This is a genomic window from Porphyrobacter sp. SLTP (assembly GCF_009905735.1).
Lineage (GTDB): Bacteria > Pseudomonadota > Alphaproteobacteria > Sphingomonadales > Sphingomonadaceae > Erythrobacter.
The window spans coordinates 107742-133487 of record NZ_JAAALE010000007.1 but is presented as its reverse complement, the minus strand read 5'-3'; the positions used below and the strand labels follow the sequence as shown (position 1 = coordinate 133487).

The window sequence follows — 25746 nt, the reverse complement described above, 5'->3', positions numbered from 1 at the left end:
AAAATCGCGGTCTTGGGAGGGACTGAGTGCATGGCACGAAACGGGTTTGGTCAGCTGGCCTGCGGGGCAGCGCTGGCGGCGCTTCTGGCCGGATGCAGCACGGCGCCGGAAGTGCGCTCGGCAAGCGAGACTGTGCCGACTGCGGCGGATGCGAACACGCCTGAGGGTCTGCTCGCGCGCATGAGCCTCAAGCACAAGGTCGCGCAACTGGTCATGCCGGACATCGGCTCGATCACCCCCGCCGATGTGCGCAAATACCGCTTCGGCACGATCCTCAATGGCGGCAATTCCGGCCCCTATGGCAATGACAAGGCCCCTGCCGCCGACTGGCTGAAGCTCGCCGACGAATATTGGGCGGCCTCGACTGCGCCGCTGCCCAAGGGCGAACCGGCAATCCCGGCGGTCTGGGCCACCGACGCTGTGCACGGTCATGCCAATGTGGTGGGCGCGACCGTCTTCCCCCATAATATCGGCCTCGGCGCGACCGGCGATGCCGACCTGATCCGCCGCATTGGCGCTGCCACCGCCATCGAGATTGAAGTGACCGGCATCGACTGGACCTTCGCGCCGACGATTGCCGTGGCACGCGATGATCGCTGGGGCCGGACGTACGAAAGCTATTCGGAAAATCCTGCGCTGGTCAGCAAGCTGGGCGCGGCGATGGTCGAAGGCCTGCAAGGCCGTCCAGGCGAATCCGGCTTTCTCGGGGAGGGCAAGGTTGCCGCGACCGCCAAGCACTTCTTCGGCGACGGCGGCACCGAGCAGGGCGTCGACCAAGGGGACGTCAACGGCGATCTCAAGGCGCTGATGGCGATCCACGCCGCGCCTTACCCGGCCGCGATCAGCGCCGGGGTCGCCAGCGTCATGGCGAGCTTCAACTCGATCAATGGCACCAAGATGCACGGCAACGGACCGCTGCTGACCGGCGAGCTGCGCGGCAAGCTCGGCTTTGGCGGGCTGGTGGTGGGCGACTGGAACGGTCACGGGCAGGTCGATGGCTGCACCAATGCCAATTGCTCGGCGGCGCTGCTGGCGGGCCTCGATGTCTATATGGTGCCCGAGGATTGGAAGGCGCTCCACGCCAGCCTCCTCAAGCAGGTCAAGAACGGCACGATCCCGATGGCGCGGCTCGATGAGGCGGTGCTGCGGGTGCTGCGACTGAAGCAGCAGCTCGGCATTTTTGCCGGCGAGGTGAAGCCCTCGGCCCGTGCGCTGGGCGGCAAGTGGGACAAGCTCGGCTCGGCCGAACATCGCGCGATTGCGCGTGAGGCGGTGGCGAAATCGCAGGTCTTGCTCAAGAACGCGGGCGTGCTGCCGCTGAAGGCGGGCGCGCGGATCGAAGTGGCGGGGCTTGCGGCGGACAATGTCCCGCAGCAAGCAGGCGGCTGGTCGGTGACATGGCAAGGCGGCGGCGATCTGACCGCAGCCGATTTCCCCGGCGCGACCTCGATCTATGCAGGCATCGCCGCGGCGGCCAAGGCAGGCGGCGGTGAAGCCGTGCTGGCACCCAAGGGCAGCGCCGCCGGCAAGCCCGACGTCGCGATCGTCGTATTCGGCGAGGAGCCCTATGCCGAATTCGTCGGCGACCGTAAGGATCTCGCCTTCCGCGACGAAGAAGGCCTGACCCTGCTCAAGTCCTACCGCGCGCGCGGCATTCCGACCGTGGCCGTCTTCCTTTCGGGCCGCCCCTTGTGGGTCAACCGCGAGCTCAACGCCGCTGACGCGTTCGTCGCCGCCTGGTTGCCGGGCAGCGAAGGTGCGGGCGTGGCCGACGTATTGTTCGGCGCGCGGCCTGCCACCGGGCGGCTGTCGTTCAGCTGGCCGGCGCATTGCGACGGCACGCCGGTGAATGGCCCCGAAGGCGCGCTGTTCCCGCTGGGCTATGGCCTCGATCTCGGTGCCAATGCGCCGCTGGCTCCGCTGGACGAGACCTGCGCGGCGCTCACCGCCGATACTGGCGCGGTGTGGTTCGCCAATGGCAAGCTCGGGATGCAGGTGCAGGCGGTGGCCGACAATGCGCTGCTCCCCGACCTGCGCGGCGCGGGCAACGGCATCACCGCCACCGGCGTTGACCGCAAGGCGCAGGAAGACGCGCGCAAGGTCGCCTTTGCGCCGGGTGCCAAGCTTTCCCTGACCGGGCCGGACAGCGCCGCCGCGTGGCGCATCACCTATCAGGTGACCGCGCGCCCCGGCTCGGCCGTGACGGTGACGGCGGGCGGCAAGGTGCTCGATATCACGCAGGGCCTCTCGGTCGCCGAGGGCAAGGGCTGGCGCGAGATGGTGCTGAGCGCGAAATGCCTCGGCACGACGGGCGGCAAGCTGACCTTCGCCTCGAAGGCCGCTTTCACGATGCAGATCAGCGAGATCACACGTGATGAGGGCGCGGCCGAAGCCGAGTGCTCGTTCTAGGCACGGATGATCCCGGATAGCGGCGCATCGCTGCGACCGGGGAACAGCCGCGCCATCGCCAGCTTGGGATCGAGCCGAAGATGCTCGGCCACCGCGCCTGCGATCACGCTTTCCAGGGCGATGGTGGGCGCCAGGTCGCGGCCTTCGTAAAGCTGGCCGTCCGCCAGTCCCGGCCAGTCGGCAATGACCCGCCCGCCGCGCACCGCGCCGCCCATGACCAGCGCCGCAGACGCCGTCCCGTGATCGGTGCCACCGGTGCCGTTGAGGCGCGCGGTGCGGCCGAACTCGGTCGCCACCACCACCAGCGTGTCGGTCCAGGCGGCGCCCATGCCCGTGCGATAGGCCGCGAGCAGCGCGTCAAGCTGCCGCGCGGAGCGGGCAAAGGCCCCGCGCTGGTTGGCGTGGGTGTCCCAGCCGCCAAGCTCGATCATCCCGATCCGCGCGCCGCTGTCACCGCGCATCAGTGAGGCGGCAAGTTCCCCCGCCGCGCTGGCATCGCGCAGGTTTTTGAGGCCGTCATCCGCCGCCATCGCCCGCGTCTCCAGCGCGCGCGCCCAGAGCGGGCCCAGCTCGCCATCCGCGCCATACAGCAGGCTGACCCGCGCCAGCAGATCCTCGCTCGCTTGCGGCAGGGCCGAAGGGGCGTAGTTCGAAACCGGCGCGTCGCCGCGCAGCGCCAGCGGCACGGCAGGCGCAATCGCCAGCGCGCGCAAGGGGGCGGGGGCGCCTGCGTTCATCAGCCCGGCGAGGCGATTGAGCCAGCCGTCCTTGGTCGCATAGGGCGCGGTGCCGCCGCTCTCCAGCAGGTTCTGGCCATCGAAGTGCGAGCGTTCGCGGTAGGCGGTCGCCGCAGCGTGGACGAACAGCGCCTCGCCTGCCGCTGCCGATGTGGCGATCTCGGCCAGCGCCGGGTGGACGGCGAAGAAGCTGCCCAGCCGCGGCGCGTTCTCGTAATCGGCGAGGGTCGCGCCGCGCAACGCCGCGAAGCCGGGGTCACCGACCGGCGCGAGCATCGCCATCCCGTCCGCCGCGCCGCGGAGCAGCACGAACAGCAGATTGCGGCGCCCCGTCCCTTGCGCAAAAGCCAGGCGGGGGAGGGCGAGGGTGCCTGCGCCCAGCAGCGATCCGGCAAGCAGCGAACGGCGATCGAGGGAGGTCGTCATGGCGTCTATCTCCGCAACATTTCAGGCGAGACCAGCAGCAGCGCCAGCGCTTGCTGGCCGCTTTCGGCGCGCTTCAACTGGGTGAGGGTCGCCTCGCCCAGAGTGCCGGGAAAGGCCGCTTCGGCACGGGCGATCACGCCGTCCTGCGGGGCATTGCGCGCGATCCGCTCGGCCAGCTCCACCCGGCGGATCAGCGCGTCGGGCCCGGCCCAGCTGGCCGCAAGGTCATCATAGCCCGCAGGCGAGGGCGCGCGCCACGGCACTTGTCCTAGCTCGGTTAGCGCGCCGACAATCCGCTGCGGCGGGAGGGTGGTGGTGCCGGTCAGCCGCAGCGCTGCGACGAGCCATTCGAACGGGGTGCGGAACTTGACTGGGCCGGACCTCCACGCCTCGGGCGCTTCGATCAGGGCGCGGGTGAGGCTGGCGAGATCGCCGTCTGTTGTCAGGAAATCCTCCTCCAGCCGCGCCACCAGCGCGGGCGGGGGCGTGTCTCCGGCGAAGTGGCGCGCAAGCTTGGTCGCGATATGGTGCGCGGTCGCCGGGTGCGTGGCAAGATCGTCGAGTATCGCCAGCGCTTGGCCCGCCTCGCCCGCGGGATAGGAGCGGCCCAGCACCTGCCGCGCGCCGGGTTCATGGACCAAAGGCACAAACGCCGCGCCGCTCGGCTGATCTTCGGCAAACCGGCCCACCCGGCCAATCCCCGGCACGGTCCAGCCGGTGAGCGCACGGGCCAGCTCGGTCACGTCGGTCTGACTGTAGCCACCGTCGACGCCCAGCGTGTGCAGCTCCAGCACTTCACGCGCGAGGTTCTCGTTCAGCCCGCGCGGGCGCTGCTGATCGCCGCCGCGCCGGGCGCGCCGCTGCGCGAAGGGCGCATTGGGGCCAATCGACTGGAACTGGTCGAGATAGATCAGCATCGCCGGGTGCAGCACTGCTGCCTTCAGCATATCGGAAAACCGTCCCAGCACATGCGGGCGGATCGCGGTGAATTCGTGCGGGCCGGCTTCGAACTGGATGCCCGGCTTGCCGACCGAGACGCTGAAGTGGTTTGACCAGAAATGCACCAGCCGCTCCACCATCGGGGCGGGGCTGGTGAGCGCGGTGTTCACGCGCACGGCAATGTCATCGGCGAGCACGCGGCGGGCCTCGACCAGCTGTTCGCGATATTCGGGCGGTAAACCGTCGAGGGCCGCGGCGCGGGCTTCCTGCCGCGTCATCCCCTCGGCCATCGCGGGCGCGCCGTCCTGCTCCATTGCGGTCATCGCGCGGGTGTCCTGCCGCAGCCGCCGCAGCAGTTCGAGCATTTCGCCGGTCTTGGCGCGGGTGCTGAGCCGCGTGGCAATGGCGGCGGGCGCGGGGTCGAATACATCGCACTGGCGCAGCAGGTAAGCGCGCGGATCGCCCACCGCGCTGTCCTTCGCGCTGAAGCCATAGCCGAAGCGGTTGAGCGCAATGCTGGCCGGGCTCATCGGCGGACCGTGCTGGTGGGGGTCAGACGCATGGCATGGCTTCCTCGCTCTGCGAAAAGGGGCGCATAGCCACTGGCCATGCTGCCCCTGATCAACGCCTGAATGTGCCAGACCCTTTGCGCGGGGTTGCCGGAATTTTACGGCGTGACGATATCGAAGCCCTGCGGCATCGGATCGAGCGCATCCACCAGCGCTTGCAAGGCGGCCTGATCGCCCTCGATCACCACGCCCTCCATCCCCGCCACCGCGCTGACCGGCATCCGCACGAACAGCAGCGCCAGCAGCGCACGGCGCGGGCCGCGGAAGGTGACGTCGGCCTTGGCGGGCAGCGCGCCCACGCGGCCGATGATCGCCTGCTCACCGACTTCGAGCATCGCGGTCTCCTTGCGATCGGAGAGGTCGATCGCGACGGTGAAGCCGCGCCGACCGGGGCGCTCGGGCGCGAACAGGGTCGCGGCGGAATCGAGCAGTTCCTGCGTCGAGATCGCGGCGATCATGTCATTGCTCTGGGTCGCGCTCATCTGCGGGCGACCGCGCGTGAGGTCGGATGCGGCGGAGAGGAATTGGTTGCGCCAGATCGCGCTTTCCGCCTGAAAGCCCTGCTGCTGATAGCTTTGCGCCAGCATCGCCTTGGCCGCCGCATTGTCCGGGACGGCAAAGACGAGGTTCTGGAGCAGGTCTGACGCCCAGCGATAATCGCCGCCCGCCATTGCATTTTGTGCCAGCGCCAGCGTGCGGTCCGCGCCGCCCAGCGCTGCGATCAGCCGCTTGGCGCGTTCGACCGGCGGGTGAGCGTGGAGGTTCGCAGGCACCGCATCATACCAGCCAAGATAGAACTGGTAGACCGCCTTGGCGTTGTGGCTGACCGTGCCATAGTAGCCGTGGGTCGACCATTCCGCCGCCAGCCCCGGCGGGGCCGCGTTTTCGAGCCCTTCGGCGATTTCATGCATCGTCTCGCCGCGGTTCATGCGGCGCACGGTCTGATCGTGGAGCCAGCGGTAATTGTCGCGCTGGGCGGAAAGCCACGCCGTCCCCGCCTCGCGCCCGAAGATCGGCCAGCAATGGCTCGAAATCACGGCCTCGCTCTGCGGAGCATAGCGGGTTGCCGCCTCGTCGAGATAATGCGCCCAGGCGCGCGCATCACGCACCTTGGCCCCGCGCGGGGTGAGGATGTTGTGGAAGGAACAGGTCGCAATCTCGGCGGCGAGAAACGTCTTTTCCGGCGCGATGAAGACGTTGAACTCGGCCGGCGCTTCGGTGCCCGAAACGATCTGGAATTCAAGCGCGACGCCGTCCACGACCCGCCGGTCGCCGGTCGCAGCGACGGTGTCGGTCGGCGGGATCAGCGAGAGCGTGCCTGCCGAAATGCCCATGCCGATGCCGCTGCCCATCTGCCCTGTCGCCCCCGGCACGAGGCCGGTGCCGAACTGGAAAGCCGCCCGGCGCATCATCGCCGGCCCGGCCATGACGTTTTCGGAGGTCGCTTCCTCCATGAAACCTTCGGGCGCGATCACGGGGACGCGGCCCGCTGTCACGTCGACCGGATCGACCACGCCGCGCGCGCCGCCGAAGTGATCGCCGTGGCTGTGCGAATAGATCATGGCGCTGACCGGTCGCTTGCCCAGCGTCGCATTGACCAGCTCCATCGCCGCCTGCGCCGCTTCGACACTGGTGAGCGGGTCGATCACGATCCAGCCCGTTGCCCCGCGAATGATCGTCATGTTCGAGACATCAAAGCCGCGCACCTGCCATACGCCCGCCGCCACCTGATAAAGCCCGTGGTGCTTCAGATGGGTCATGTGCCGCCACAGGCTGGGGTTCACCGTGTCGGGGGCCGGACCGGTGACAAAGGCATAGGCGCCAAGGTTCCAGACCGGCTTGCCTGCTGCATTGAGGATCACCGGATCGGTGCGGGTGGCGAGAAAGCCGCGTGTGGAAAACGCGCCGTCGCGTGTGCCTTCGGCGGGCAGATTGGCGGCAACCTTGGCCTGCGCGGCGCGGGTCGCGTCACTCGCGGTGGGCAGCGGCGGCGTCTCCTGCGCGGCCAGCATCGACGCGCACGGCAGCGCCATCAGCAGCGCAAGTGCCGCGCCTGCCCGCAATCCAGCAATGGTCATGATCGTAAGTCCCCTCTTCTCCCGCACCTGTGATGCCTCCGCAGGGCCAAGGTTTCAAGCCGCGCGCGCGATGCGCAGGTGCCTATCTTCAATCATTCATATTTTAGAACGTTTGCGAAGAAAGATTGAATTTTTCCGATTGGCAGGCGGCGGCTAACAGACACCCACTCTCCCTTCCGCACAGGCAAAGGATCCGCACCATGGACCAGAGCAGCCCGATCGCCGACAGCTTTGAGCCCGCCGCACCCGGCGCTGCGCGCACGCTTGGCGGGCCGACGCTGGCACTGGTGACTTCGCGGTTCCAGCTTGCCGAACCGGCCGATGCTGCGCCCGATGCGTGGCGCGACGGCTTGGCGCAGCTGCTCGCATGGCTCGGGGTCGAGACGGAGTTCCTCACGCCTGCCCGCCCGTCCGGGCGCCTGGCCCGGATGGCCGACTGGGCGGCCAGCGCGGGACAGCTGGCAGCACCTGCGCCGGTGTTCGCGCCGTGGATCGGCTGGAGCCCCTTGGCCTTCCAGCACGGCGGCCTCGCCGGATTGCCGCAGGCGCAGTATGTTGCCAGCTACCTGATCGATCATGCGCGCGGTGCGCCCGCTGCGCGCGGCGGTACCGATATCGTGCTGATGTCCCCGCACCCTTCTGTCTGCCTCGCTGAGGCGGTGGGCGATGTCCCGACGCCGCGCGCCGCTGTGCTCCGGACAATGCTCCGCGCCGCGCGGGCCGAGGGGCGCGAGCATGTCGCGATCATCTGCCATGCTCGCCAGCGCAATGCGGTGGCCCGGCAATTGCTGGCGGCAGGCAAGAGCCTGACGCGTGACGGGCTGGAACTCGACATCCTCACCATCGAAGACGCGCTGGTGCCGCTGATGTCCGGCGCGGTGCTGTGGGATGCGATCATCGCGATGCCCGATCTGCGCAGCACCGTGTTCACGGTCCTCGCCGAGACCAGTGGCGTCCGCCGCGCCTGGCCGATGCTGTGGTTCGGGCGCAGCCTGCAATTGGTCACGTCCGAAACGCCGGGAGAAGGGATGAGCCGCCTGCCGCTCGATGCCCCGGCGCTGATCCATGCCTTGGCCCTGACCTTGCACGAGGCCGGGATGGGCCGCGCCGCTTGGCGGCTGCATGACGCCTGGGCGCGGCTGCGCGATAGCGGGGTGACGAGCACGGGCCGCGGCACGGATGCGCCCTATGTCACCGCGGTCGCAGATGACGCGTTTCTTGCCATGCTGTGCCGCGAGGGGGCGGTCAGCAAACGCCCGCAAATGCCGTGGCGTGCGCTGAAAAATGCAGAAATTGCAAATTCCGGGGGCCATTTACCAACATTGCGCGTTGTCGTTTCAAACGGCGCAACTCCTAACATATGAGAGGTTTCCGACATGCCGAGCCGCAAGATTGTTGCAAACGAATTGGCGCACGTCCTGCGGCAGATCTCGCACCCTGATCGCATCCGCCTGTTGCTCAAGCTGCAAGCCGGCGACCAGACAGTGAACGAGTTGGGCGATCTGCTGGAAATCTCGCCGACGCGCGTTTCGCAGCACCTGGGTGTCCTGCGCGCGATCGCGTTGGTGGAGACCGAAACCCATGGGCAGAAGCGCGTGTACCGCCTCGCCCAACCCGAACTGGCGCTGTGGCTGATCGAGGGGATCGATTTTGTCGCTCACCGTCTCAGCCGGGCGAGCGCCGTCGATATCGAACAGGCGAAGATGCTGTGGCGGGCCGAAGCGGCCGAAACCGTGATCTGACGCTGGCCCCCGCTCCCGGCCGCCGGTCAGGCGGCGGGGCGAATCATCAGGCCGGGGATTTCGGTCTTCTCTTCCGAGCGGCGGCCATAGCGCTCCACCAGCTCGCTCCATTCGACCACCAGCGATCCGCCGGTGCTCTGGTGCAGCTTCTCCCACGATGACAGCATTTCAAGGCAGGCGTGGTCGATATAGTCGAGCTTTTCGACATGGATGTGGACCTCTGACCCGAAGGGCGAACTTTCGAGCGCCTGGCCCAGCTGCGGGATCGAGAAGAACGTCGCCGACCCCGTCATCCACAGATCGACGCGGTTGGTCTCGGCATCATGTTCGCGCCGGATTTCGAGGTGCGAGAAGGTGTAGACCAGTTTCAGCGTCGCCAGCCCAAAGCCGAGGATCACACCCGTCAGCAGGTCGATCGTGACAACGCCCACCAGCGTGGCGAAGTAGATCACCAGTTCCTGCCGCCCGAATTCGGCGATCTTGCGGATCTGGGCGACGTTAACGAGCTTGTAGCCGGTGTAGACAAGGATCGCGGCCAGCACCGACGTCGGGATGGCGTTGAGCACAAACGGGAAGGCGACAACCGCCAACAGCAGCCACGCGCCGTGCATGATCGCCGAAATCCGCGTCGTCGCACCCGCTTCGACATTGGCGGCTGAACGCACGATCACGCCGGTCATCGGCAGTGCGCCAAGCCCGCCGCAGATCATGTTGCCGATGCCCTGCGCGCGCAGCTCCTTGTCGTAATCGGTGCGCGTGCCGATGTGCATCTTGTCGACCGCGGTGGCGCACAGCAGCGTCTCCGCACTGGCGACGAAGGCGAAGACCAGGCCGAGCGTGAGGATGTCGGGATTGGTAAAGCCGGCCAGCGCTTCGCTGGTGGGGATGTTGAGACCGCTCGCCAGCGTGGCGGGCAGGTTCACCAGCGTGATCGGCAGCGCAAACGCCATGGCGAAGGCGGTGCCGACGATCACGCCGAGCAGCGGTCCGGGGATCAGCGCCAGGGCCTTGGGCTTGAACTGGTTCCAGAGGATGATCGTGGCGATGGTCACGATCCCCGCCATCGCGGCGAGGTGATGCACCGAGCCATCGACCGGGAAGACCTTGATCACCGCTTCAGGAATGGCAGCGATGTTGAGCAAGCCGTTCGCGCGCGGTGCATCGTCGAGCATGACGTGGAGCTGCGAGGCGAAGATCAGCACCCCGATCCCCGCCAGCATCCCGTGAATCACCGAAGGCGAAATCGCCCGGAACCATTGGCCCAGCTTGAACACCCCGGCGAGCAATTGCAGCGCGCCCGCAATCAACCCAACCACGCCGAGCATCATCAGCCCGTGTTCCTGCACCAGCTGATAGACCAGCACCGCCATGCCGGCTGCCGGGCCGCTGACCTGCAAGGGCGATCCGGCGATGCTGCCGACGACCAATCCGCCGACGATCCCGGTGATCAGGCCGAGCGCGGGCGGCGCGCCGGAGGCAATCGCGATGCCCATGCACAGCGGCAGGGCCACCAGAAACACCACGATCGAGGCGAGAAAATCGCGCCCCACCACGGCAGAGGTTAAACGGTCAGCGGTAGGGGCGTTCATGGCGGGGGCGTCCGAAGCGAGAGGTTGAGAGGGGGAAGCGAGGGCAGGAGAAGGGGCAAGGGGGGGGCCCGATCAGCAGGCGTGCTTGCCGATCACGGTTTCCGCGATGTCAGCGGCATAGCGCTCTTCGACCGAAATCCAGGTCCCGGTCGCATCGTCATAGGCCGTAACTTCGCCGGTCTTGATGTCATAGACCCAGCCGTGCAGCTGCACCGCCTTCTGCGCGAGCGCCACGGCGACCACGGGGTGAGTCTTCAAATGCTGCAATTGCAGGATGACGTTCTGTTCGAGCAGCATCCGCATCTTGCCCTCGGCATCGAGGCCCGCGCCTAGCGCATCGACGATATCGACCGCACCCTGCGAGTAGCCGAGCCATTCGCGCACGTGGGGGAGGGTGGTGAGGCCGGCACGGTTCATCGCCCCCTTCATCGCCCCGCATTCGGTATGGCCGCAGATCACGATGTGCGGGATCTTGAGCGCACCGATCGCGAATTCGATTGAGGCGGTCATGCCGCCGGTCTGGTTGGTGTGCGGCGGCACGATATTGCCGGCGTTGCGGCAGATGAAAAGCTCACCCGGATCGGTCTGGGTCAGCATCGCCGTTTCGATCCGGCTGTCCGAGCAGGTAATGAACAGCGCTTCCGGGCTCTGACCGGTGCTGAGCTTTTCGAACAGCTCGGCCTTTTCCGGGAACACCTCGCGCTGGAACTTGACCACGCCTTGGGCGAAATGGGGCATCGGGGGTATCCTTTTCAGTGAGTCGAGTTGGGGTCCGGCACGCCCCACAGGGCGAGCGCGGTGTCGATATGGTCGGCCTCTCCCAGCCGCTTGCGAATATCGACGAAGGGAAGCGCGTCGAGAATCCAGTCGGCCAGATGAGCGTGCGCGAGGCGGTAGAAGTGCGAGCGGCCGTCGCGCCGCTCTTCGACAAGGCGGTGTGCGCGCAGCAACGCAAGGTGCTGGGAGACCCGGGTGGCCGGCAGCTGAAGGGCTATGGCAAGGCTGGTGACGTCCTTTTCGCCAAGGCGGAGCTCTTCGATCAGGCGAAGGCGATCAGCATGGGCGAGCAATTTCAGCAGGTCTGCAAGTTCGCGCGACACGATCAGCCGACTGGGCATGGTAACCTCCAAAGCCTGCAAATTGTCGCAGACTTGCACCTATGCAGTTATGTGACTTTGTATAGTGCGTCAAGCGTGGCTGCGCTCGCCACTGTCCAGCCGTGCTGACGCCGGGACACGCGGAGGGATGCCGGGGCCGCGCCGAAAAATCGCCGCCCCCTCTCAATCCTGCGGATGACAGGGTGCGTATTGTGTGGTGTCAGGGGCGCAGCAGACACCCCAGTAGACAGGGACAGAGGTAATGAATTTCGAGCTCAGTCACGAACACGCCATGCTGAAAGATCTGGTCGGCAAGTTCGTGCGCGATCAGCTGATGCCATTTGAACAGGCGGTGATCGCCCGCGAAAACATCGGGCATGGGACCTATCTCACCGCCGAGGAGACCGCGAAGGTCGACGCCGTCAGCCGCGAGCTGGGGCTGTGGGGGCTCGACGCGCCGGAGGAAGTGGGCGGTATGAACCTGCCGATGGTGGCGATGGTCGGCGTCAGCGAAGAGCTCGGCAAGACGGTCGTCCCCTATTACCTCCCGCCCGATTCGCCCAACCTCAGGATGCTGATGGTCGCCGCAGACGAGCGCCAGCGCGAAGCCTATCTTGAGCCCTATGTGCGCGGCGAGACCATCAGCGCCATCGGCATTTCGGAACCCGGCGCCGGGGCCGATCCGCAGCGGATGATCACCACCGCGGTGCAGGATGGGGACGACTGGATCATCAACGGCCGCAAGATCTGGATCACCAAGGGGGCCGAGGCGCACTTCACCATCCTGATGGCGGTGACCGACAAGAACCCCAATGGCCGCAACGGCATGTCGGCCTTCCTCGTCGACAAGGGCACACCCGGCTTCAACGTGCTGCGCAGGATCCCGATGATCGATGGCACGTCGACCTATGAAATTGCGCTCGACGATTGCCGGGTGCCGGGGTGGAAGCTGCTCGGCCAGCGGGGACAGGGCTTTGCGCCGATGCAGGTGCGGCTTGGCACGCGGCGGATCGAGATGGCGTCGTGGTCAATCGGCATGGCGCAGCGCGCGCTCGACATGATGATCGACTACGCGCCGCAGCGCACGACCTTCGGCAAGCCGCTGTCGTCGCGCCAGACGGTGCAGAACTGGATCGCCGACGCCGCAACCAAGATCCACGCGATGCGGCTGATGACCTATGATTGCGCGTGGAAGATCGACGAGGGCCGCGACACCCGCAGCGAAATCTCGATGATCAAGAGCTTCTGCATCGAAAGCGCCTATGAAATCGTCGACCATGCGATGCAGCTCTACGGCGGCATGGGCATGACCCGCGAGCTGCCGCTTTACCTGATGAGCAACAAGCTGCGCACCATGCGCATCTACGACGGCCCGAGCGAGATCCACAACTGGGTGGTCGCCCGCGGCTTGCTGGGGACTTACGAGTAAGGCTGGCGACGGAAACGAAAACGGGCGGGACAGCGTGAACTGTCCCGCCCGCCTCTGTGCCACTCAGTCCGCGCGTCAGAACGATCCGCGCACCCCGAGGTAGAAGAACCGTCCGCGCACCCCGATCGGCCGCACCAGGCTGCCGAGGTAAGGCTCACGGTCGAAGGCGTTGTTGATCCCGCCATACAGGCTGAACTTCTCGGAGAAGTCGTAGCTGGCGAAGAAGTCGCTCACCAGCGAGTCCCCGGTGTCGCGCTGGGACAGCGGCACGAGGGTGTTGTCATCCTTGACGACCACCTTGCCGCCCTCGATCGCGACATCGACCACCTGAATGTTGGTAATGCCGGGCGAAAGCTGGCTGCTTTCGAACCGCCCGGTCCAGCCGAGCGTGAACGCGTCCATGTTCCAGGTGATGCCGAGATTGGCGATCCATTCCGGATTGCCGAACTCGCCCAGATTGTCGTTGTCGATCGCCTGCGAGATTTTGTCCTGCTCCGCCACCAGCGGGTCAGGATCGGGCGTGCCCGGGGTCGCGCTGAAGATCTGCGTGTCCTCAAGGAAGCGCGTGCCGGTCAAGGACAGGTCGATCGTGCCGTAGTCGGACCCGAACGGCACATCGAACTTGTAGTTGGCGGCAAAGTCGATCCCGCGCACCGCGAGCGAGCCGAGGTTCACGTTACCGGCGGTGAAGTTGTCGATCACCCCGGTTGTGGGGTTGCGGGTGATCGCATCGCAGAACTGGTTGTCCGTGCTCGGCAAGTCGACGCAGGCCGCCGCGATCTGCACGCCGGTGAGCGAGCCGACTGCGCCGGTGATCTTGATGTCGTAGTAATCGACGATCAGGCTCAGCCCGCTGAGCATCCCGGTCGGCTGCCACACCAGACCGGCGGTGAAGGTTTCGGCCTCTTCCTCTTGCAGATTGGGATTGCCCCCCGTGGTGCCCGGACGGAACGCCGAGGCGAAGTTGGCGGGGTTGAACCCGGCCGGCACGAATTCGAGGCAGTTGGCCGGACGGAACGAGCTGCCCGAGTTGACGTTCGCCGCGGCGCACGGGTCGGCCAGCAGGCCAATGGTGGCCGAGCGGACCGGGCCGAACAGTTCGGCAAGGTTCGGCGCACGGACCGCGACGGAGTATGTGCCGCGGAAGGCCAGCGTTTCATGCGGCTTGTACCGCCCGCCGACTGTCCATGCGGTGGTCTTGCCGATGGTGTTGTAATCGGAGAAGCGGATCGCGCCGTTGAATTCGAGCAGGTCGACAAAGGTCATGCCGGCCAGCAGCGGCACGCGCACTTCGCCGAAGCCTTCGTAGACTTCGATCGAAGGGTCCTGGAAGCGCGGATCGGGCGAGGGATTGACCGGCGAGCCGCTCGACACGACGCCGCTGGTGATCCCCGGCGAGTTCTGGAGCGGCGAGGGCGTGAACAGCGAGGTGTCCTTGCGGTATTCGAAGCCCGCCGCAAAGCCGATGGCACCACCCGGCAGCTCGAAGAACTCGGCCGTGTCGCCTGCCAGCGAGCCGAGGATCTGCTGCTGGGTCAGAATGGTCGAGTTGGTGATATCGACAAAGGCGAAGTCAGCCCCGGCGCCGTTGATCGCATCCGGGCCGAAGATGTTGATCGGGGCACAGACCCCGGTGCGCGGGGTGAAGCTGATCGCCCGGCCCGTGCCATCGGGGTTGCGCGGCGGACGCGGGAAGGGCGAGACGCCCGGCGCGGTGCCGTCAAGCTCGCTGCGGCAGATGATGTCGCCTGCCTGCGCCGTGCCGGGATTGATCTGGATGCTCTGACCACCGCGGATGGCCGAGACGGTGCGGTTGTTGGCCCGGAAGCCGGCGAGGTTGCCAGCGTTCAGCGCAATCGCGTCGATCGCGTAGAAATAGCGGTCATCGAGACGGGTGTTGCTGAACACCGACTCCACCTCGGTACGGCCATAATTGTAGGACAGTTCCCACTTCCACCCGAGCTTCTCAAACTCGCCGCGCAGACCTGCCACGAAGCGCAGCGTCGAACGCTCGGTCTCTTCCTGCGGCAGAACGTCGATGTCCTGAATGTCGCGCGAAACCGCGATCACCGGGCTCTGGCCAAGGCCCTGGAGCTGGGTAACCTGAGCGCGCAGCCCGGCCGGGATGAAGGGGTTGTCGAGCCGGATCGGAATGTCATCATTGAACGGCGTGCCGGTGGCATCAACGCCATTGGTGAAGGCGTACTTGCCCTCGAAGAAGGCCTCGATTCCTGGCGTGATCTCGAAATCCGCTCCGGCGGAGAAGACCAGCTGTTCCAGTTCGGGCAGGATCAGCTCGTTGACGTTCGCGCCGATCCCGTCACCGCCCGATGCGCTGAAGGCGTCGACAAAGGTGCCAGACCCGAAAGCGCGCAAGGCAGTACCGTCGAACACCTGCGCGACCGGGATGTTGGTGCCGGGAAGGAACGGCACCGAACCATTGGGATTGATCAGGTTGACCGCGTCAAAGGCGCTCGCGAAACCATTGTCGATGGCGATGATCCCGAACCGGCTCGACACCGGCAGGGTGACGTTGGGGTAGAAGGCCTGGCTCGGCCGCTCGCCCGCAGGCAGGCCGAAATCGGCATCGGTCAGGCCGAGCAGGTCGAAGATCGCGTCATTGGCAAAGCCCAGCCCGAACAGTCCAGTCCCGGCAAAGTCCCGGTCGGTGGCCTTCAGTGACTTCTGCTTGCTGTAGTCGACCGAGAACACGGCACTGCCGCGACCGTCCATGAACTCACCGCCGCCGGCAAGGCTGATGCTGTAATTCTCGGCATCGCCCTGATCCGAGATACCGCCCTGAACGTTGAACTCCAGGCCGTCGAAATCGCGGCCTGACCGCAGCGTGAAGTTGACCACGCCGCTGACAGCGTCGGCGCCATAGACCGAGGACGCGCCGCCGGTCAGCACTTCTACGCTCTTGATGCGCCCTTGCGGGATCGCGCCGATATCGACCGCAGCCGATCCGCCGGTGCCCGGCACATGGCGGCGCCCGTCTTCAAGCACCAGCGTGCGGACCGAACCGAGCTGGCGCAGGTTCAACAGGCTGAGGCCAAGGTCCGAACTGTCGCCCGCGGCCACCTGGTTGACCGAGTCGGTGCCCGGCAGAGAGCCTTGCAGCGCGGGGATGTTACGCAGCTGGGTGGCGAGATCGGCCTGCCCGCTCAGCGCAATGGATTCGGCATCGATCACCGTGATCGGGCTGGTGGATTCAGTCGCCGCGCTCACCGAAATGCGCGAGCCGGTGACGACAATCTGTTCCGCGGGTTCGGCGGCAGGGTCTTCCTCTGCCACGCTGTCCTGCGCGCGGGCTTGCGCGGGCGCCAGACCGGCGACCAGCAGGGCCGCAGCGATGGCGGGAAGCGACGACGAATGGAGAGAGAGCTTCGTAATACGCATGATGTGTCCTCGCGTAGGTGTGACCGGGACAAGGCCTGCGATGCTGCGTGGCATTGCAGTGCCGTGCCGTCGTCGTCAGAAGCGCCGTCCCGGTGCGAGGGTTGATCCCCCGTCGAGCGTGCTCTGTACGGTCCATCCTGCGCGAGGTCGGTGGCCGGGCGTTGTCGCCCTTTGCCTGCCTGCCCCAATTGCGTTGCGACGCGCGCCAGCGCCCCCGGCGTCGTCACATCCGGTATTACGGTTGGGGGTTTCGGTGGTAAGTGGTCATTCTACGTATATCCGGGCGGCAGCGGCATTCGCGGGGCAACCTGTCACCCATCAGCAACATAGGTGAAATTCTGGCGCAATTTTGCGGGTTCGCCTGCGGGCGATTGCTCTGCTAGCACGGCTGGCATGAGCGAATGGATGGCAGTGGCGCGCGCTTCGTTGATAGCGGCGCGTGAATATTGGGAAGGCGTGCGAGAAGCGGTGGCGGGGGTGGTTGCACCCGGCGGCGTGGTCGATCCTGCGCTGCTGGCGCGTGAGCAGCACCGGGTCCACGGCTTTGCCTGGATCGCGGCTAGTATCGCGGCGCTGGAAGCGACGCTGGACTGGGCGATGCGGGCCGAGGCTGCCGGGCGGTTCGGTGCGGCCGAGGAACTCGTGGTGCGGATCGGTTTTGGCGAATACCTCGCCCAGATCGCGTCCGGCTTGCCGATGAGCGCGAATGAGGTGGTGCGCCCGTCCGCCTTTGGCACCGAGGCCGAAGCCCGCGCCTTCGCCGCACATCCGGCCACCGCACGGCTGCTGGCTGAGGGCAACTGCGCCGAAAGCCGCGCTGCCCTGGCCGCGCTGCTGGCTGACGGGGTGCGGCCTGACGAAGCCTTGGGCGATGAGGCGCTCGATCAGGTGCGGGACCAGCTGCGCGCCTTCACTGCGGACGCGATCACGCCCCACGCGCACCAATGGCACTTGGCCGATGCGCTGATCCCCGATGCCGTGATTGCCGAGATGGCAGCGCTCGGCGTTTTCGGGGTGTGTATTCCTGAGGCGCACGGCGGGTTGGGGCTGGGCAAGCTGGCGATGGCAGTGGTCTCGGAAGAATTGTCGCGCGGGTGGATTTGCGCCGGGAGTCTTGGCACCCGTTCGGAAATCGCGGGCGAACTGATTGCCGAAAACGGGACGCCCGAGCAGAAGGCGAAATACCTCCCCCGGATCGCCGATGGCTCGTGCTTGCCGACTGCGGTGTTCACCGAGCCCGATACCGGGAGCGACCTCGCTGCGGTGCGCACGCGCGGCGCGCGTCAGAGCGATGGTAGCTGGCAGGTCACCGGCGCGAAAACTTGGATCACCCACGCCGCGCGCGCCGATCTGATGACCATGCTGGTGCGCACCGATGCATCCGTGCCGGGCTATGCCGGCCTTTCGATGCTGCTCGCCGAGAAAACACGCGGCACAGACGCCGCGCCCTTCCCCGATGCGGGGATCGAGGGGAGCGAGATCGAAGTGCTCGGCTATCGGGGCATGAAGGAATATGCGCTGGGGCTTGATGGCTTTGCAGTGGCGGCGGACGGCTTGCTCGGCGGAGCGGAGGGGCAGGGCTTCAAGCAGCTGATGCGCACCTTCGAAGGCGCCCGCATCCAGACCGCCGCCCGCGCTGTGGGCGTGGCGTGGAACGCGTTCGATCTGGCGCTGGATTATGCGATGGGGCGCAAGCAGTTCAGCGAAGCGCTCACCCAGTTCCCGCGCGTCGCCGACAAGCTGGCGCTGATGGTGGTGGAAACCATCATGGCGCGCGAGCTGACCTACGCCGCCGCCCGCGCCAAGGATTCGGGCGCACGCTGCGATATCGAGGCCGGGATGGCGAAGCTGCTCGGCGCACGCACGGCGTGGAGCGCGGCGGACAATGCGGTGCAGATCCACGGCGGCAATGGCTATGCGCTCGAATATCCGATCAGCCGGGTGCTATGCGATGCAAGAATTCTCAATATCTTCGAAGGCGCAGCTGAGATTCAGGCGCAAGTGATCGGGCGCGGCTTGCTGGCCGGGCAGAGGCAGGCGGCAGCGGCTTAAGGCACCCGTCGCCCGGTAGCGGTTGATGGAGCAATAGGATTCCGGGCCGCGGGCACGGGGCTGATGGCCGAGGGGTGCGCTGTTGGCGGGTCGTACCCCAGTGGTTGCCCGGTCGTAGGCGGGTCTTGTCGCGGTCTTGCCCCGGTAGTGCCGCACTGCCACTGTCGCCCGCAATGACCAGCGATTCTCTGCAAGCGGCACCCAACAGCGCCCGCATCGGCCCCTTCTTTGTCACGCAAGGCATTCATAATCTGAGGGATTATGGTGGCTATGCCATACCCGGCGGTGGGCGGGTGCGCAGCGGCGTGCTGTTCCGCTCGGGCCAGCACATGGAAGCGAGCGACGATGATCTGGCGCTGCTCCACGCGCTCGACATCCGCACCGTGATCGACCTGCGCGGGGTGAGCGAGCGGGAGGGTTTTCCGTGCAGACGCCATCCGAACTTTGCCGCTCAAGTCATTGCCCATGATGGGGAAACGAGCAACTCACCGCCCCATGAAGGCGGCGGCGGGCAGGTGGTGATGACCCCGCAAAAGGCGCGCGAACGGATGCTGGCAGTCTATACGCGAATGCCGGTCAACCCGGCGATGATCTCCATGTTTACGCGCTATTTCAACGTCTTGGATGAAAATGAAGGCGGCAGCCTCGTGCATTGCTTTGCCGGGAAAGACCGCACTGGCATCGCAGCAAGCCTGCTGCTCCATGTCCTCGGCGTGCATCACGATGATATCGTGAGCGAATTTCTGCTCACCAATGACGCGCCGACCCGCGAAATCCTAGAACGCCAGTCGCTCCCCCGGATGGAAGCGCATTATGGCGCAATCGAGCCTGAAGCGTTGCACAATCTGATGGGTGTTTTGCCCGAATATATCGACACTTACATTGCAGAGGTGACACGCGATCACGGATCGCTTGATGCCTATCTGGCGACAAGATTAGGTGTGGACGAGGCAAGAAAACAGCGCCTGCGCGCCAAGCTGGTGGCGTGACAATCGCGTCCGAAATCCCCATATCGCTCCCCTGAAATCCACCAGAGGCACCCGTCATGGCGACCCACACCACCAAGATGCTCATCATCGGCTCCGGCCCGGCAGGCTATTCCGCCGCGATCTACGCGGCGCGTGCGATGCTCGAACCGATTGTCGTGCAGGGCCTCCAGCCCGGCGGCCAGCTCACCATCACCACCGATGTCGAGAACTATCCGGGCTTTCGCGATGTGGTGCAGGGCCCGTGGCTGATGGAGGAAATGCGCGCGCAAGCCGAGCATGTCGGCACGCGCATGATCTGGGACACTATCGTTTCAGTCGATCTCGACCACGGCTCGCCCTTCCGCGCGATTGGCGACAGCGGCGACGAATACATCGCCGATTGCCTCGTCATCTGCACTGGCGCGCAGGCCAAGTGGCTGGGCGCTCCCGGCGAGATGGAGCTGGGCGGCAAGGGCGTGTCTGCCTGCGCGACCTGTGACGGGTTCTTCTACCGCGGCAAGACCGTCGCGGTGATCGGCGGCGGGAATACCGCCGTGGAAGAGGCGCTCTACCTCACCAACCATTCGGACAACGTGACCCTGATCCACCGCCGCGACAGCCTGCGCGCAGAGAAGATCCTGCAAGAGCGGCTGTTCGCCAACCCCAAGATCACCGTACTGTGGAACAAGGCGGTCGACAGCTTCGAGGCCGGCGCAAACGGGATGCTCCACCACCTCGCGCTGACCGACACGGTAACAGGCGAGGCCAGCACGCTGGAAGTCGACGGGGCCTTCGTCGCCATCGGCCACGCGCCGGCGACCTCGCTGTTCGTGGGCAAACTGCCGATGGATGAGAGCGGCTATCTGCTGACCGAACCCGGCACGCCGAAGACCGTGATCCCCGGAGTCTTTGCCGCGGGAGACGTGACCGATCACGTCTATCGCCAAGCGGTCACCGCCGCGGGCATGGGCTGCATGGCCGCATTGGACGGTGAACGCTTCCTCGCCTCACGCGCCCATGCCGTGCAGGAAGCGCAAGCGGCGGAATAAGACCCGAGATCTGGTCCCTTCCCGTTGCGCAGCAATGGGGAGGTGGCATCGCGGAGCGGTGACGGAGGGGTATGCCTCCGATGCCCCCGGACCCCTCCGTCAGTCACCTACGGCGACTGCCACCTCCCCATCCCGGATCACATCCGGGACAGGGAGGAGCTGGCCTAGAACACCGCGATCGCTGCGTGCAGGATCAGCGCCATCAGCACCAGCGACGACAGCGCGAAGAACGCGAAGCGCACTGCCACCTTGTTGACGGTCGCCTGCACGAGGCTGTGGACCACCCGCAACCCAACGTAAGCCCAGGCCAGCGTGGTGTTGAAACCGTCACCCTGCCCGATGATCGCGAGCACAATCGCTACCGTATAAAACAGCGTAGGCGCTTCGTGCAAGTGGTTGTAATTGTCCGCTTTCCAGCTGACATTTTCGGGCAGTTGCGCCCGCAGGCTTGCGCCCGTCGAGCCGACCATCCCCTTGGCGTCGATCCCCGCTTTCAGCATCGCCGGGATACGGGTGGCATACATCCACACCCACATCACCATCGTCCACGCCATCAGCACGACGACAGGCGCGAGAATATCCATTCCGATCATTGTGTCTCTCCTTAAAGGGGCAGGGCGGAAGGGTCGGCGAACAAGGTTGCCATGACCGCGCGGATCGCCAGCGTCAGCAGCGCGAGGCTTGAGACGATGAACAGCAGGAAGCGCACCGGCACTTTGTTCACTGTCGCCTGCCAGATCGAATGGACGATCCGCAGCGCGACATAGATCCACGCCAGCGTCACATCGATCGCGCCCGCGCCCATGATCGCGAGGATCACCACGGTGGGATAGAATACGGTCGGCTGCTCCATCAGGTGCGAATAATTGTGCGCGGGCCAGTTGATGCGCGGCTCGACCGCACCTTCGAGATCCTGTCCCCGGCCGCCGGGTCGCGCGCCCAGGTCGATCCCGGCCTTCTTCAGGGCGGGCAGGCGGACTCCCGCCATCCAGAACAGCATGATGAGCGACCACACCACCAACACGGCGGCGGGCGCGAGTATTTGCGCTTGCATGACTTCGATCCCCTGCGAGAGCCTCTCTCAGACGCGCAACCTGCGAGAGCGGTGATTGATTGTCAAATGCAACCTATCACCCTGCGGCATTGGACAGACCGCGCACCCCTGCGCTAGTTTTCGGGCTATGCACATGGTCCACGATCCCGTCGCCCCGGCTGAGGCGCCCATCGGCTTTGACGACTTCCTCAAGGTCGATATCCGCGTCGGCCGGATCATTCAGGTCGATCCCTTTCCCGAGGCGCGTAAACCGGCCTTCAAGCTGACAATCGACTTTGGCCCCGGCGTGGGGATCAAGCGTTCCTCCGCGCAGGTATCCGGGCTCTATACGCCTGAAACGCTGCAAGGGCGGATGGTTGCGGCGGTGGTCAATTTCCCGCCGCGCCAAATCGGCAAGTTCATGTCCGAAGTGCTGACTTTGGGCTTCCCCGATACGGCGGGCAATGTGGTGCTGTTTGCGCCTGACACCGAGGTGCCGCTGGGGGCGCGGTTGTTCTAGGCGGGGCGGGCCGAGGCCTCCCGCACCGCGGCTGACAGCGCGCGGTACGATCCCGAGGCCATCGCCGCCAGTGTCAGCGCCATGCCTGCCACGCCCGTCAGGGTGAACACCAGCGCCATCCCGCGCTCTGGCCCCGTGCCGTACCAGTGCCCGACCGCCGCAGCGCCGGCACCGTCGGTCATGAAGGGGATTGCGAGATATTGCGTCACCGGCCCGATCAGCACCGCCATCAGCGGCGCGGCGGAATTCTCGACCGCCTGGGCAAAGCCGAACACCCGGCCCTGCCGCTCGAACGGGACGACCTGTTGCAGTGCGGTCTGCTCGGCCGCCTCGGCAAAGGGGCTGAGCGCCAGCCACAGCACGCAGCCGATCCCGAGCAGCAAAATCGAGGACTGGACCGAGAACAGCGCCGCCACCAACCACACGACCAGATTGACCAGCATCAGCGTGCGCAGCGGATTGGGTCCCAGCCCGGCCTTGGCGATGATTAACCCGCTGACGATGAAGGCGGACGAAGCCCCTGCCCATAGCAGCCCCCACGCCTCGACGCTCATCAGCGACAGGCCATAGGCGTCCATCAGCGCCATGAACACGCCGCCCAAGAGATTGTTGAAGCAGGCAAACAGGATAAGCGCGCCAAGCCCCGGCACCGCGCGGATGACCGCGAGCGTGCCCGACAGATCGACGCGGCGCGGCGCGTCATCCTCGGCCGCCTCGGCGCGGGGTTCTGCCAGCCGGATGGTCAGCATATGACCGAAGGCGAGCACCGTCGCTACCAGCGCCAGCGCCAGCGTGCCGCGCATCCCGTCCCACGCCACCAGAAAGCCGCTGATCGCGGAGGTGATCAGGAAGCCGAGGCCCGATACCATGCCGACCAGCCCGTTGGCCTTGTCGCGGCCCTCCGGCGGGATCAGCGCCGTCACCAGCGTCGGCAGCGCGATCATCCTCAGGTTACCTGCAATCACGCCGAGCATCGCAATGCCGGTGAAGACCCACAAGGGCGCACTATCCACCTGCGACAGCGCGGCGGGCGGCGCGATCAGCACCACGCCGAGGGCAATGGCATAAAGCACGAAGGACGCGATGCTCGATGCCAGCATTACCGTCCACTTGGCGTGGTGATCGACCAGACTGCCGAACCACGGGGCCAGCACCGCGCCCAGCACCAGATAGATGCCGCCGATCATCCCGGTGACGAACACCGAACGGGTCTCGAGAAACGCCCAGAACACCAGCGCGAACCACACCGTGAAATTGACGAGGTTCTGGACGAGGTTGTTGGCGAGAATCAGATGGAAGACGCGAGGCTGCGACATGATCGGGGATGTGGCACAGGGCGAAAGAGTGCGCGAGGGGTTGTCGGACTGACGTGCCCCAAACCTCGATCAGCGGCAAACGCGCGGCCGGGCGGTCATGCCCGCACGATTCGCTCTGATTTCCAGGGGTTGGGGTGAGGCAGGCCGCCGATGGCGACAACCTGCAACTTCTGTTGGCTGGGGCGGAAGGATTCGAACCTTCGCATGCCGGTACCAAAAACCGGTGCCTTACCGCTTGGCTACGCCCCAGCAAGAGCCGCGCTCTATAGCGGCTGAAATGCATATGGGAAGGGGGCGGAGGCGCAGAATTTTGCGCCTCCGTCTCCGCCTGCGTCCTATTGCGGGGCGCTGGTCACCAGCCGCTTGCCGACGAAGTCGGCGGGCGAGTGGCGTTCGCGCAATTGCGTGTCTTCATCGCCCCATACCTTGTTGACGATCCGCCCGCGCTGCACGCCGGGACGCGCGCCGATTTCCGCGACCCAGCGCGCGACGTTCTTGTATTCGTCGATGCTGAGGAAGGTCTTGGCGTCGTTGTAGATCTGCCCGGCCACAAACGGCGCCAGCCACGGATAGTTGGCGATGTCGGCGAGCGTGTATTCGTCGCCCGCGAGGAAGCGGCTTTCGCCAAGCCGCTTGTCGGCGACGTCGAAGATCCGCTTGGTTTCCATCGCATAGCGGTTGATCGGATATTCGTATTTCTCCGGCGCATAGGCGTAGAAATGGCCGAAGCCGCCGCCCATAAACGGGCCGCTGGCGACCTGCCAGAACACCCAGCTCAGCACCTCGGCGCGGGCCGCAGGATCGCTGGGGAGGAACATCCCGAACTTTTCGGCAAGATGGACAAGGATCGCGCCGCTTTCGAAGATGCGGAACGGCGCGTCGGGATTGCTCTGGTCGAGCAGGGCGGGGATCTTGGAATTTGGGTTCACGCCGACAAAGCCGCTGGTGAATTGCTCGCCCTCGCCGATGTTGATCGTCCACGCGTCATATTCCGCGCCGGTGTGCCCGGCCTCGATCAGTTCCTCGAACATGATCGTTGCCTTCACCCCGTTGGGCGTGGCGAGCGAATAGAGCTGGAAGGGGTTGGTGCCGACCGGCAGCGCCTTGTCCTCGCGCGCACCGGCGGTCGGACGGTTGATGTTGGCAAAGCGCCCGCCGGAGACAGTGTCGGCGCTCCAGACGGCGGGCGGGGTATAGGTGGCATCGGCCATAAGGCTCACTCCTTTGGGCGCAGCAAAAGCGCGCGCTATCGTGAAAGCCTAGCTGGCGTGGGCAGGGACACTGTGCAAGGTGGAACATTGCCAGCGGCGGGCGCATTTCCTTGGATATGGAAAAGCTGGTCTATGTTGACGATGATCTGCCCGGCATCACCCGGCGGCGGGTGGGCAAGGGCTGGGCCTATTACGATCCGGCGGGCGCCCTGATCCGCGAGGCACGCGAAAAGAAGCGTCTCAATGCGATCGCTCTCCCGCCCGCCTACAAGGACGCGTGGTTCTGCCCCGCGCCGAACGGGCATATCCTCGCCACCGGCTATGACGATGCCGGGCGCAAGCAATATCGCTACCACCCCGATTTCCGCGCTCAGCAGGAGAGCGCGAAATATGACGCCTGCACCAGCTTCGGCAAGCTGCTCCCGCTGGTGCGCCAGCGCGTTGCGGAGGACATTGGCGGGCGCGGCGTCCCGCGAGAGCGGGCGCTGGCCGCTGTGGTACGATTGCTCGACCTGTCGGCGATCCGCATCGGCAACGAGCATTACGCCAAGGCCAACGACAGCTACGGCGCAACCACCTTGCGGGCCGATCATGCCGAGGTGGGCAAGCGCAAGCTGGAACTCCACTTCGTCGGCAAGGGCGGCAAGGAGCACGAGCTTGAGGTTAAGGATGCAGACCTTGCTGCGGCGGTGCGACACATGGAAGATCTCGACGATGCCGAGGACGACCATCTGTTCCGCTACGAGGACGAGAACGGTGACATCCGCCCCGTTACCTCAAGCGACGTCAACGCCTACCTGCGCGAGACGATGGGCGCGGATTTCAGCGCCAAGCATTTCCGCACCTTCCACGCCAGCAGCCTCGCCTTTGAGCGGCTGGCAAAAGGGGAGGGTCATGTGAAGCTGTCCCAGATGCTTGAGCATGTCGCCGAACGGCTGGGCAACACGCCAGCGATCGCCCGCAGTTCCTATGTCCACCCCGCAGTGATCGCGCGGATCGACGGGCAAAAGGCATGGCGCGCCAGTCTGAAGCTGCCGCGCAAGACAAGGTGGCTCACCCGCACCGAGCGCGGACTGATCGCTTTTCTGGAGGAGTGCGGGGCGGCGAGCGATTTTCTGTCAGGCGACAACGGCTGAGGGCTGGACTCTAGGCAGCGGGGCATGTGCGCGTTACAGCCGCCCCA

At 65.9% G+C, this 25746-nt stretch carries 20 protein-coding genes and 1 tRNA gene; 9 read left to right on the top strand and 12 right to left on the bottom strand.

Going from position 1 to position 25746, the window contains the following annotated elements:
• Positions 1 to 30 precede the first annotated feature (30 nt).
• Complete coding sequence (locus GVM20_RS08035; protein ID WP_166546686.1) at positions 31 to 2409, top strand: glycoside hydrolase family 3 protein; 2379 nt, start codon at positions 31 to 33, stop codon at positions 2407 to 2409.
• Here GVM20_RS08035 and GVM20_RS08030 read toward each other — a convergent pair.
• The 3 genes from GVM20_RS08030 to GVM20_RS08020 all read right to left on the bottom strand — a co-directional run bounded on the left by GVM20_RS08030 (position 2406) and on the right by GVM20_RS08020 (position 7158).
• On the bottom strand, positions 2406 to 3572 hold the full coding sequence (locus GVM20_RS08030) for a DUF1501 domain-containing protein (protein WP_166546685.1): 1167 nt from the start codon (positions 3570 to 3572) through the stop codon (positions 2406 to 2408). The genes GVM20_RS08035 and GVM20_RS08030 overlap by 4 nt on opposite strands.
• A gap of 5 nt (positions 3573 to 3577) precedes the next feature.
• Entirely contained in the window at positions 3578 to 5041 is a 1464-nt protein-coding gene (locus GVM20_RS08025) for a DUF1800 domain-containing protein (protein ID WP_166546684.1), read from the bottom strand.
• A 137-nt stretch (positions 5042 to 5178) separates the two neighbouring features.
• The gene (locus GVM20_RS08020; RefSeq protein WP_166546683.1) at positions 5179 to 7158 is read right to left on the bottom strand and encodes an alkyl/aryl-sulfatase; all 1980 of its coding nucleotides are present in this window, start codon (positions 7156 to 7158) and stop codon (positions 5179 to 5181) included.
• 200 nt (positions 7159 to 7358) lie between these two features.
• Here GVM20_RS08020 and GVM20_RS08015 point away from each other — a divergent pair, with 200 nt between their 5' ends.
• Both GVM20_RS08015 and GVM20_RS08010 read left to right on the top strand, forming a co-directional pair.
• Positions 7359 to 8522, top strand: a complete 1164-nt coding sequence (locus GVM20_RS08015) for a hypothetical protein (protein ID WP_166546682.1) — start codon at positions 7359 to 7361, stop codon at positions 8520 to 8522.
• A 12-nt stretch (positions 8523 to 8534) separates the two neighbouring features.
• Positions 8535 to 8900, top strand: coding sequence for an ArsR/SmtB family transcription factor (locus GVM20_RS08010; RefSeq protein WP_166546681.1), 366 nt, complete (start codon positions 8535 to 8537; stop codon positions 8898 to 8900).
• Between the two features lie 26 nt (positions 8901 to 8926).
• Here GVM20_RS08010 and GVM20_RS08005 read toward each other — a convergent pair whose 3' ends face one another.
• The 3 genes from GVM20_RS08005 to GVM20_RS07995 all read right to left on the bottom strand — a co-directional run bounded on the left by GVM20_RS08005 (position 8927) and on the right by GVM20_RS07995 (position 11589).
• Positions 8927 to 10489 carry a SulP family inorganic anion transporter gene (locus GVM20_RS08005; RefSeq protein WP_166546680.1) on the bottom strand — a complete coding sequence of 521 codons (1563 nt, stop codon included), beginning with the start codon at positions 10487 to 10489 and terminating at the stop codon, positions 8927 to 8929.
• Between the two features lie 72 nt (positions 10490 to 10561).
• Complete coding sequence (locus GVM20_RS08000) at positions 10562 to 11227, bottom strand: carbonic anhydrase (RefSeq protein ID WP_166546679.1); 666 nt, start codon at positions 11225 to 11227, stop codon at positions 10562 to 10564.
• A gap of 14 nt (positions 11228 to 11241) precedes the next feature.
• Positions 11242 to 11589, bottom strand: a complete 348-nt coding sequence (locus GVM20_RS07995; protein ID WP_353653125.1) for an ArsR/SmtB family transcription factor — start codon at positions 11587 to 11589, stop codon at positions 11242 to 11244.
• A gap of 259 nt (positions 11590 to 11848) precedes the next feature.
• Between GVM20_RS07995 and GVM20_RS07990 the strand changes: the two genes are divergently transcribed.
• Complete coding sequence (locus tag GVM20_RS07990; protein WP_166546677.1) at positions 11849 to 13015, top strand: acyl-CoA dehydrogenase family protein; 1167 nt, start codon at positions 11849 to 11851, stop codon at positions 13013 to 13015.
• Positions 13016 to 13090: 75 nt separating this feature from the next.
• Here GVM20_RS07990 and GVM20_RS07985 read toward each other — a convergent pair whose 3' ends face one another.
• Positions 13091 to 16414: a TonB-dependent receptor domain-containing protein gene (locus GVM20_RS07985; protein WP_166546676.1), complete on the bottom strand. Its 3324-nt coding sequence runs from the start codon at positions 16412 to 16414 to the stop codon at positions 13091 to 13093.
• A 393-nt stretch (positions 16415 to 16807) separates the two neighbouring features.
• On the opposite strand from GVM20_RS07985, the gene GVM20_RS07980 reads away from it, so the two are divergent.
• The 3 genes from GVM20_RS07980 (at position 16808) to trxB (ending at position 20483) form a co-directional block, all read left to right on the top strand.
• Complete coding sequence (locus GVM20_RS07980; protein WP_166546675.1) at positions 16808 to 18466, top strand: acyl-CoA dehydrogenase family protein; 1659 nt, start codon at positions 16808 to 16810, stop codon at positions 18464 to 18466.
• 173 nt (positions 18467 to 18639) lie between these two features.
• Entirely contained in the window at positions 18640 to 19455 is an 816-nt protein-coding gene (locus GVM20_RS07975; protein WP_166546674.1) for a tyrosine-protein phosphatase, read from the top strand.
• Positions 19456 to 19511: 56 nt separating this feature from the next.
• Positions 19512 to 20483 carry a thioredoxin-disulfide reductase gene (gene trxB, locus GVM20_RS07970; RefSeq protein WP_166546673.1) on the top strand — a complete coding sequence of 324 codons (972 nt, stop codon included), beginning with the start codon at positions 19512 to 19514 and terminating at the stop codon, positions 20481 to 20483.
• Positions 20484 to 20647: 164 nt separating this feature from the next.
• Here trxB and GVM20_RS07965 read toward each other — a convergent pair whose 3' ends face one another.
• Together GVM20_RS07965 and GVM20_RS07960 are read right to left on the bottom strand one after the other, a co-directional pair.
• Complete coding sequence (locus tag GVM20_RS07965; protein WP_166546672.1) at positions 20648 to 21076, bottom strand: MAPEG family protein; 429 nt, start codon at positions 21074 to 21076, stop codon at positions 20648 to 20650.
• A gap of 11 nt (positions 21077 to 21087) precedes the next feature.
• On the bottom strand, positions 21088 to 21537 hold the full coding sequence (locus tag GVM20_RS07960; protein ID WP_166546671.1) for an MAPEG family protein: 450 nt from the start codon (positions 21535 to 21537) through the stop codon (positions 21088 to 21090).
• A gap of 127 nt (positions 21538 to 21664) precedes the next feature.
• Between GVM20_RS07960 and GVM20_RS07955 the strand changes: the two genes are divergently transcribed.
• Positions 21665 to 22036, top strand: a complete 372-nt coding sequence (locus GVM20_RS07955; protein ID WP_166546670.1) for a tRNA-binding protein — start codon at positions 21665 to 21667, stop codon at positions 22034 to 22036.
• Here GVM20_RS07955 and GVM20_RS07950 read toward each other — a convergent pair.
• From GVM20_RS07950 to yghU, 3 genes are all read right to left on the bottom strand, one after another.
• Complete coding sequence (locus GVM20_RS07950; RefSeq protein ID WP_166546669.1) at positions 22033 to 23352, bottom strand: MFS transporter; 1320 nt, start codon at positions 23350 to 23352, stop codon at positions 22033 to 22035. The two genes, GVM20_RS07955 and GVM20_RS07950, sit on opposite strands and share 4 nt — an antisense overlap.
• Before the next feature lie 174 nt (positions 23353 to 23526).
• A tRNA-Gln gene (locus tag GVM20_RS07945) sits at positions 23527 to 23601 on the bottom strand.
• A gap of 86 nt (positions 23602 to 23687) precedes the next feature.
• The gene (gene yghU, locus GVM20_RS07940) at positions 23688 to 24563 is read right to left on the bottom strand and encodes a glutathione-dependent disulfide-bond oxidoreductase (RefSeq protein ID WP_166546668.1); all 876 of its coding nucleotides are present in this window, start codon (positions 24561 to 24563) and stop codon (positions 23688 to 23690) included.
• Positions 24564 to 24679: 116 nt separating this feature from the next.
• On the opposite strand from yghU, the gene GVM20_RS07935 reads away from it, so the two are divergent.
• Positions 24680 to 25699 carry a DNA topoisomerase IB gene (locus GVM20_RS07935; protein ID WP_166546667.1) on the top strand — a complete coding sequence of 340 codons (1020 nt, stop codon included), beginning with the start codon at positions 24680 to 24682 and terminating at the stop codon, positions 25697 to 25699.
• The last annotated feature ends 47 nt before the right edge of the window (positions 25700 to 25746 follow it).

Bases quoted from the DNA above. Each gene is read 5' to 3' on its own strand.
- GVM20_RS07980 (WP_166546675.1), top strand. From the start codon at position 16,808: ATGAGCGAATGGATGGCAGTGGCGCGCGCTTCGTTGATAGCGGCGCGT.
- GVM20_RS08030 (WP_166546685.1), bottom strand. From the start codon at position 3,572: ATGACGACCTCCCTCGATCGCCGTTCGCTGCTTGCCGGATCGCTGCTG.
- GVM20_RS08025 (WP_166546684.1), bottom strand. From the start codon at position 5,041: ATGAGCCCGGCCAGCATTGCGCTCAACCGCTTCGGCTATGGCTTCAGC.
- GVM20_RS08000 (WP_166546679.1), bottom strand. From the start codon at position 11,227: ATGCCCCATTTCGCCCAAGGCGTGGTCAAGTTCCAGCGCGAGGTGTTC.
- GVM20_RS07955 (WP_166546670.1), top strand. From the start codon at position 21,665: ATGCACATGGTCCACGATCCCGTCGCCCCGGCTGAGGCGCCCATCGGC.
- trxB (WP_166546673.1), top strand. From the start codon at position 19,512: ATGGCGACCCACACCACCAAGATGCTCATCATCGGCTCCGGCCCGGCA.
- GVM20_RS08015 (WP_166546682.1), top strand. From the start codon at position 7,359: ATGGACCAGAGCAGCCCGATCGCCGACAGCTTTGAGCCCGCCGCACCC.
- GVM20_RS08010 (WP_166546681.1), top strand. From the start codon at position 8,535: ATGCCGAGCCGCAAGATTGTTGCAAACGAATTGGCGCACGTCCTGCGG.
- GVM20_RS08020 (WP_166546683.1), bottom strand. From the start codon at position 7,158: ATGACCATTGCTGGATTGCGGGCAGGCGCGGCACTTGCGCTGCTGATG.
- GVM20_RS07965 (WP_166546672.1), bottom strand. From the start codon at position 21,076: ATGATCGGAATGGATATTCTCGCGCCTGTCGTCGTGCTGATGGCGTGG.
- yghU (WP_166546668.1), bottom strand. From the start codon at position 24,563: ATGGCCGATGCCACCTATACCCCGCCCGCCGTCTGGAGCGCCGACACT.
- GVM20_RS07935 (WP_166546667.1), top strand. From the start codon at position 24,680: ATGGAAAAGCTGGTCTATGTTGACGATGATCTGCCCGGCATCACCCGG.
- GVM20_RS07950 (WP_166546669.1), bottom strand. From the start codon at position 23,352: ATGTCGCAGCCTCGCGTCTTCCATCTGATTCTCGCCAACAACCTCGTC.
- GVM20_RS07960 (WP_166546671.1), bottom strand. From the start codon at position 21,537: ATGCAAGCGCAAATACTCGCGCCCGCCGCCGTGTTGGTGGTGTGGTCG.
- GVM20_RS07975 (WP_166546674.1), top strand. From the start codon at position 18,640: ATGACCAGCGATTCTCTGCAAGCGGCACCCAACAGCGCCCGCATCGGC.
- GVM20_RS07990 (WP_166546677.1), top strand. From the start codon at position 11,849: ATGAATTTCGAGCTCAGTCACGAACACGCCATGCTGAAAGATCTGGTC.
- GVM20_RS07985 (WP_166546676.1), bottom strand. From the start codon at position 16,414: ATGCGTATTACGAAGCTCTCTCTCCATTCGTCGTCGCTTCCCGCCATC.
- GVM20_RS08035 (WP_166546686.1), top strand. From the start codon at position 31: ATGGCACGAAACGGGTTTGGTCAGCTGGCCTGCGGGGCAGCGCTGGCG.
- GVM20_RS08005 (WP_166546680.1), bottom strand. From the start codon at position 10,489: ATGAACGCCCCTACCGCTGACCGTTTAACCTCTGCCGTGGTGGGGCGC.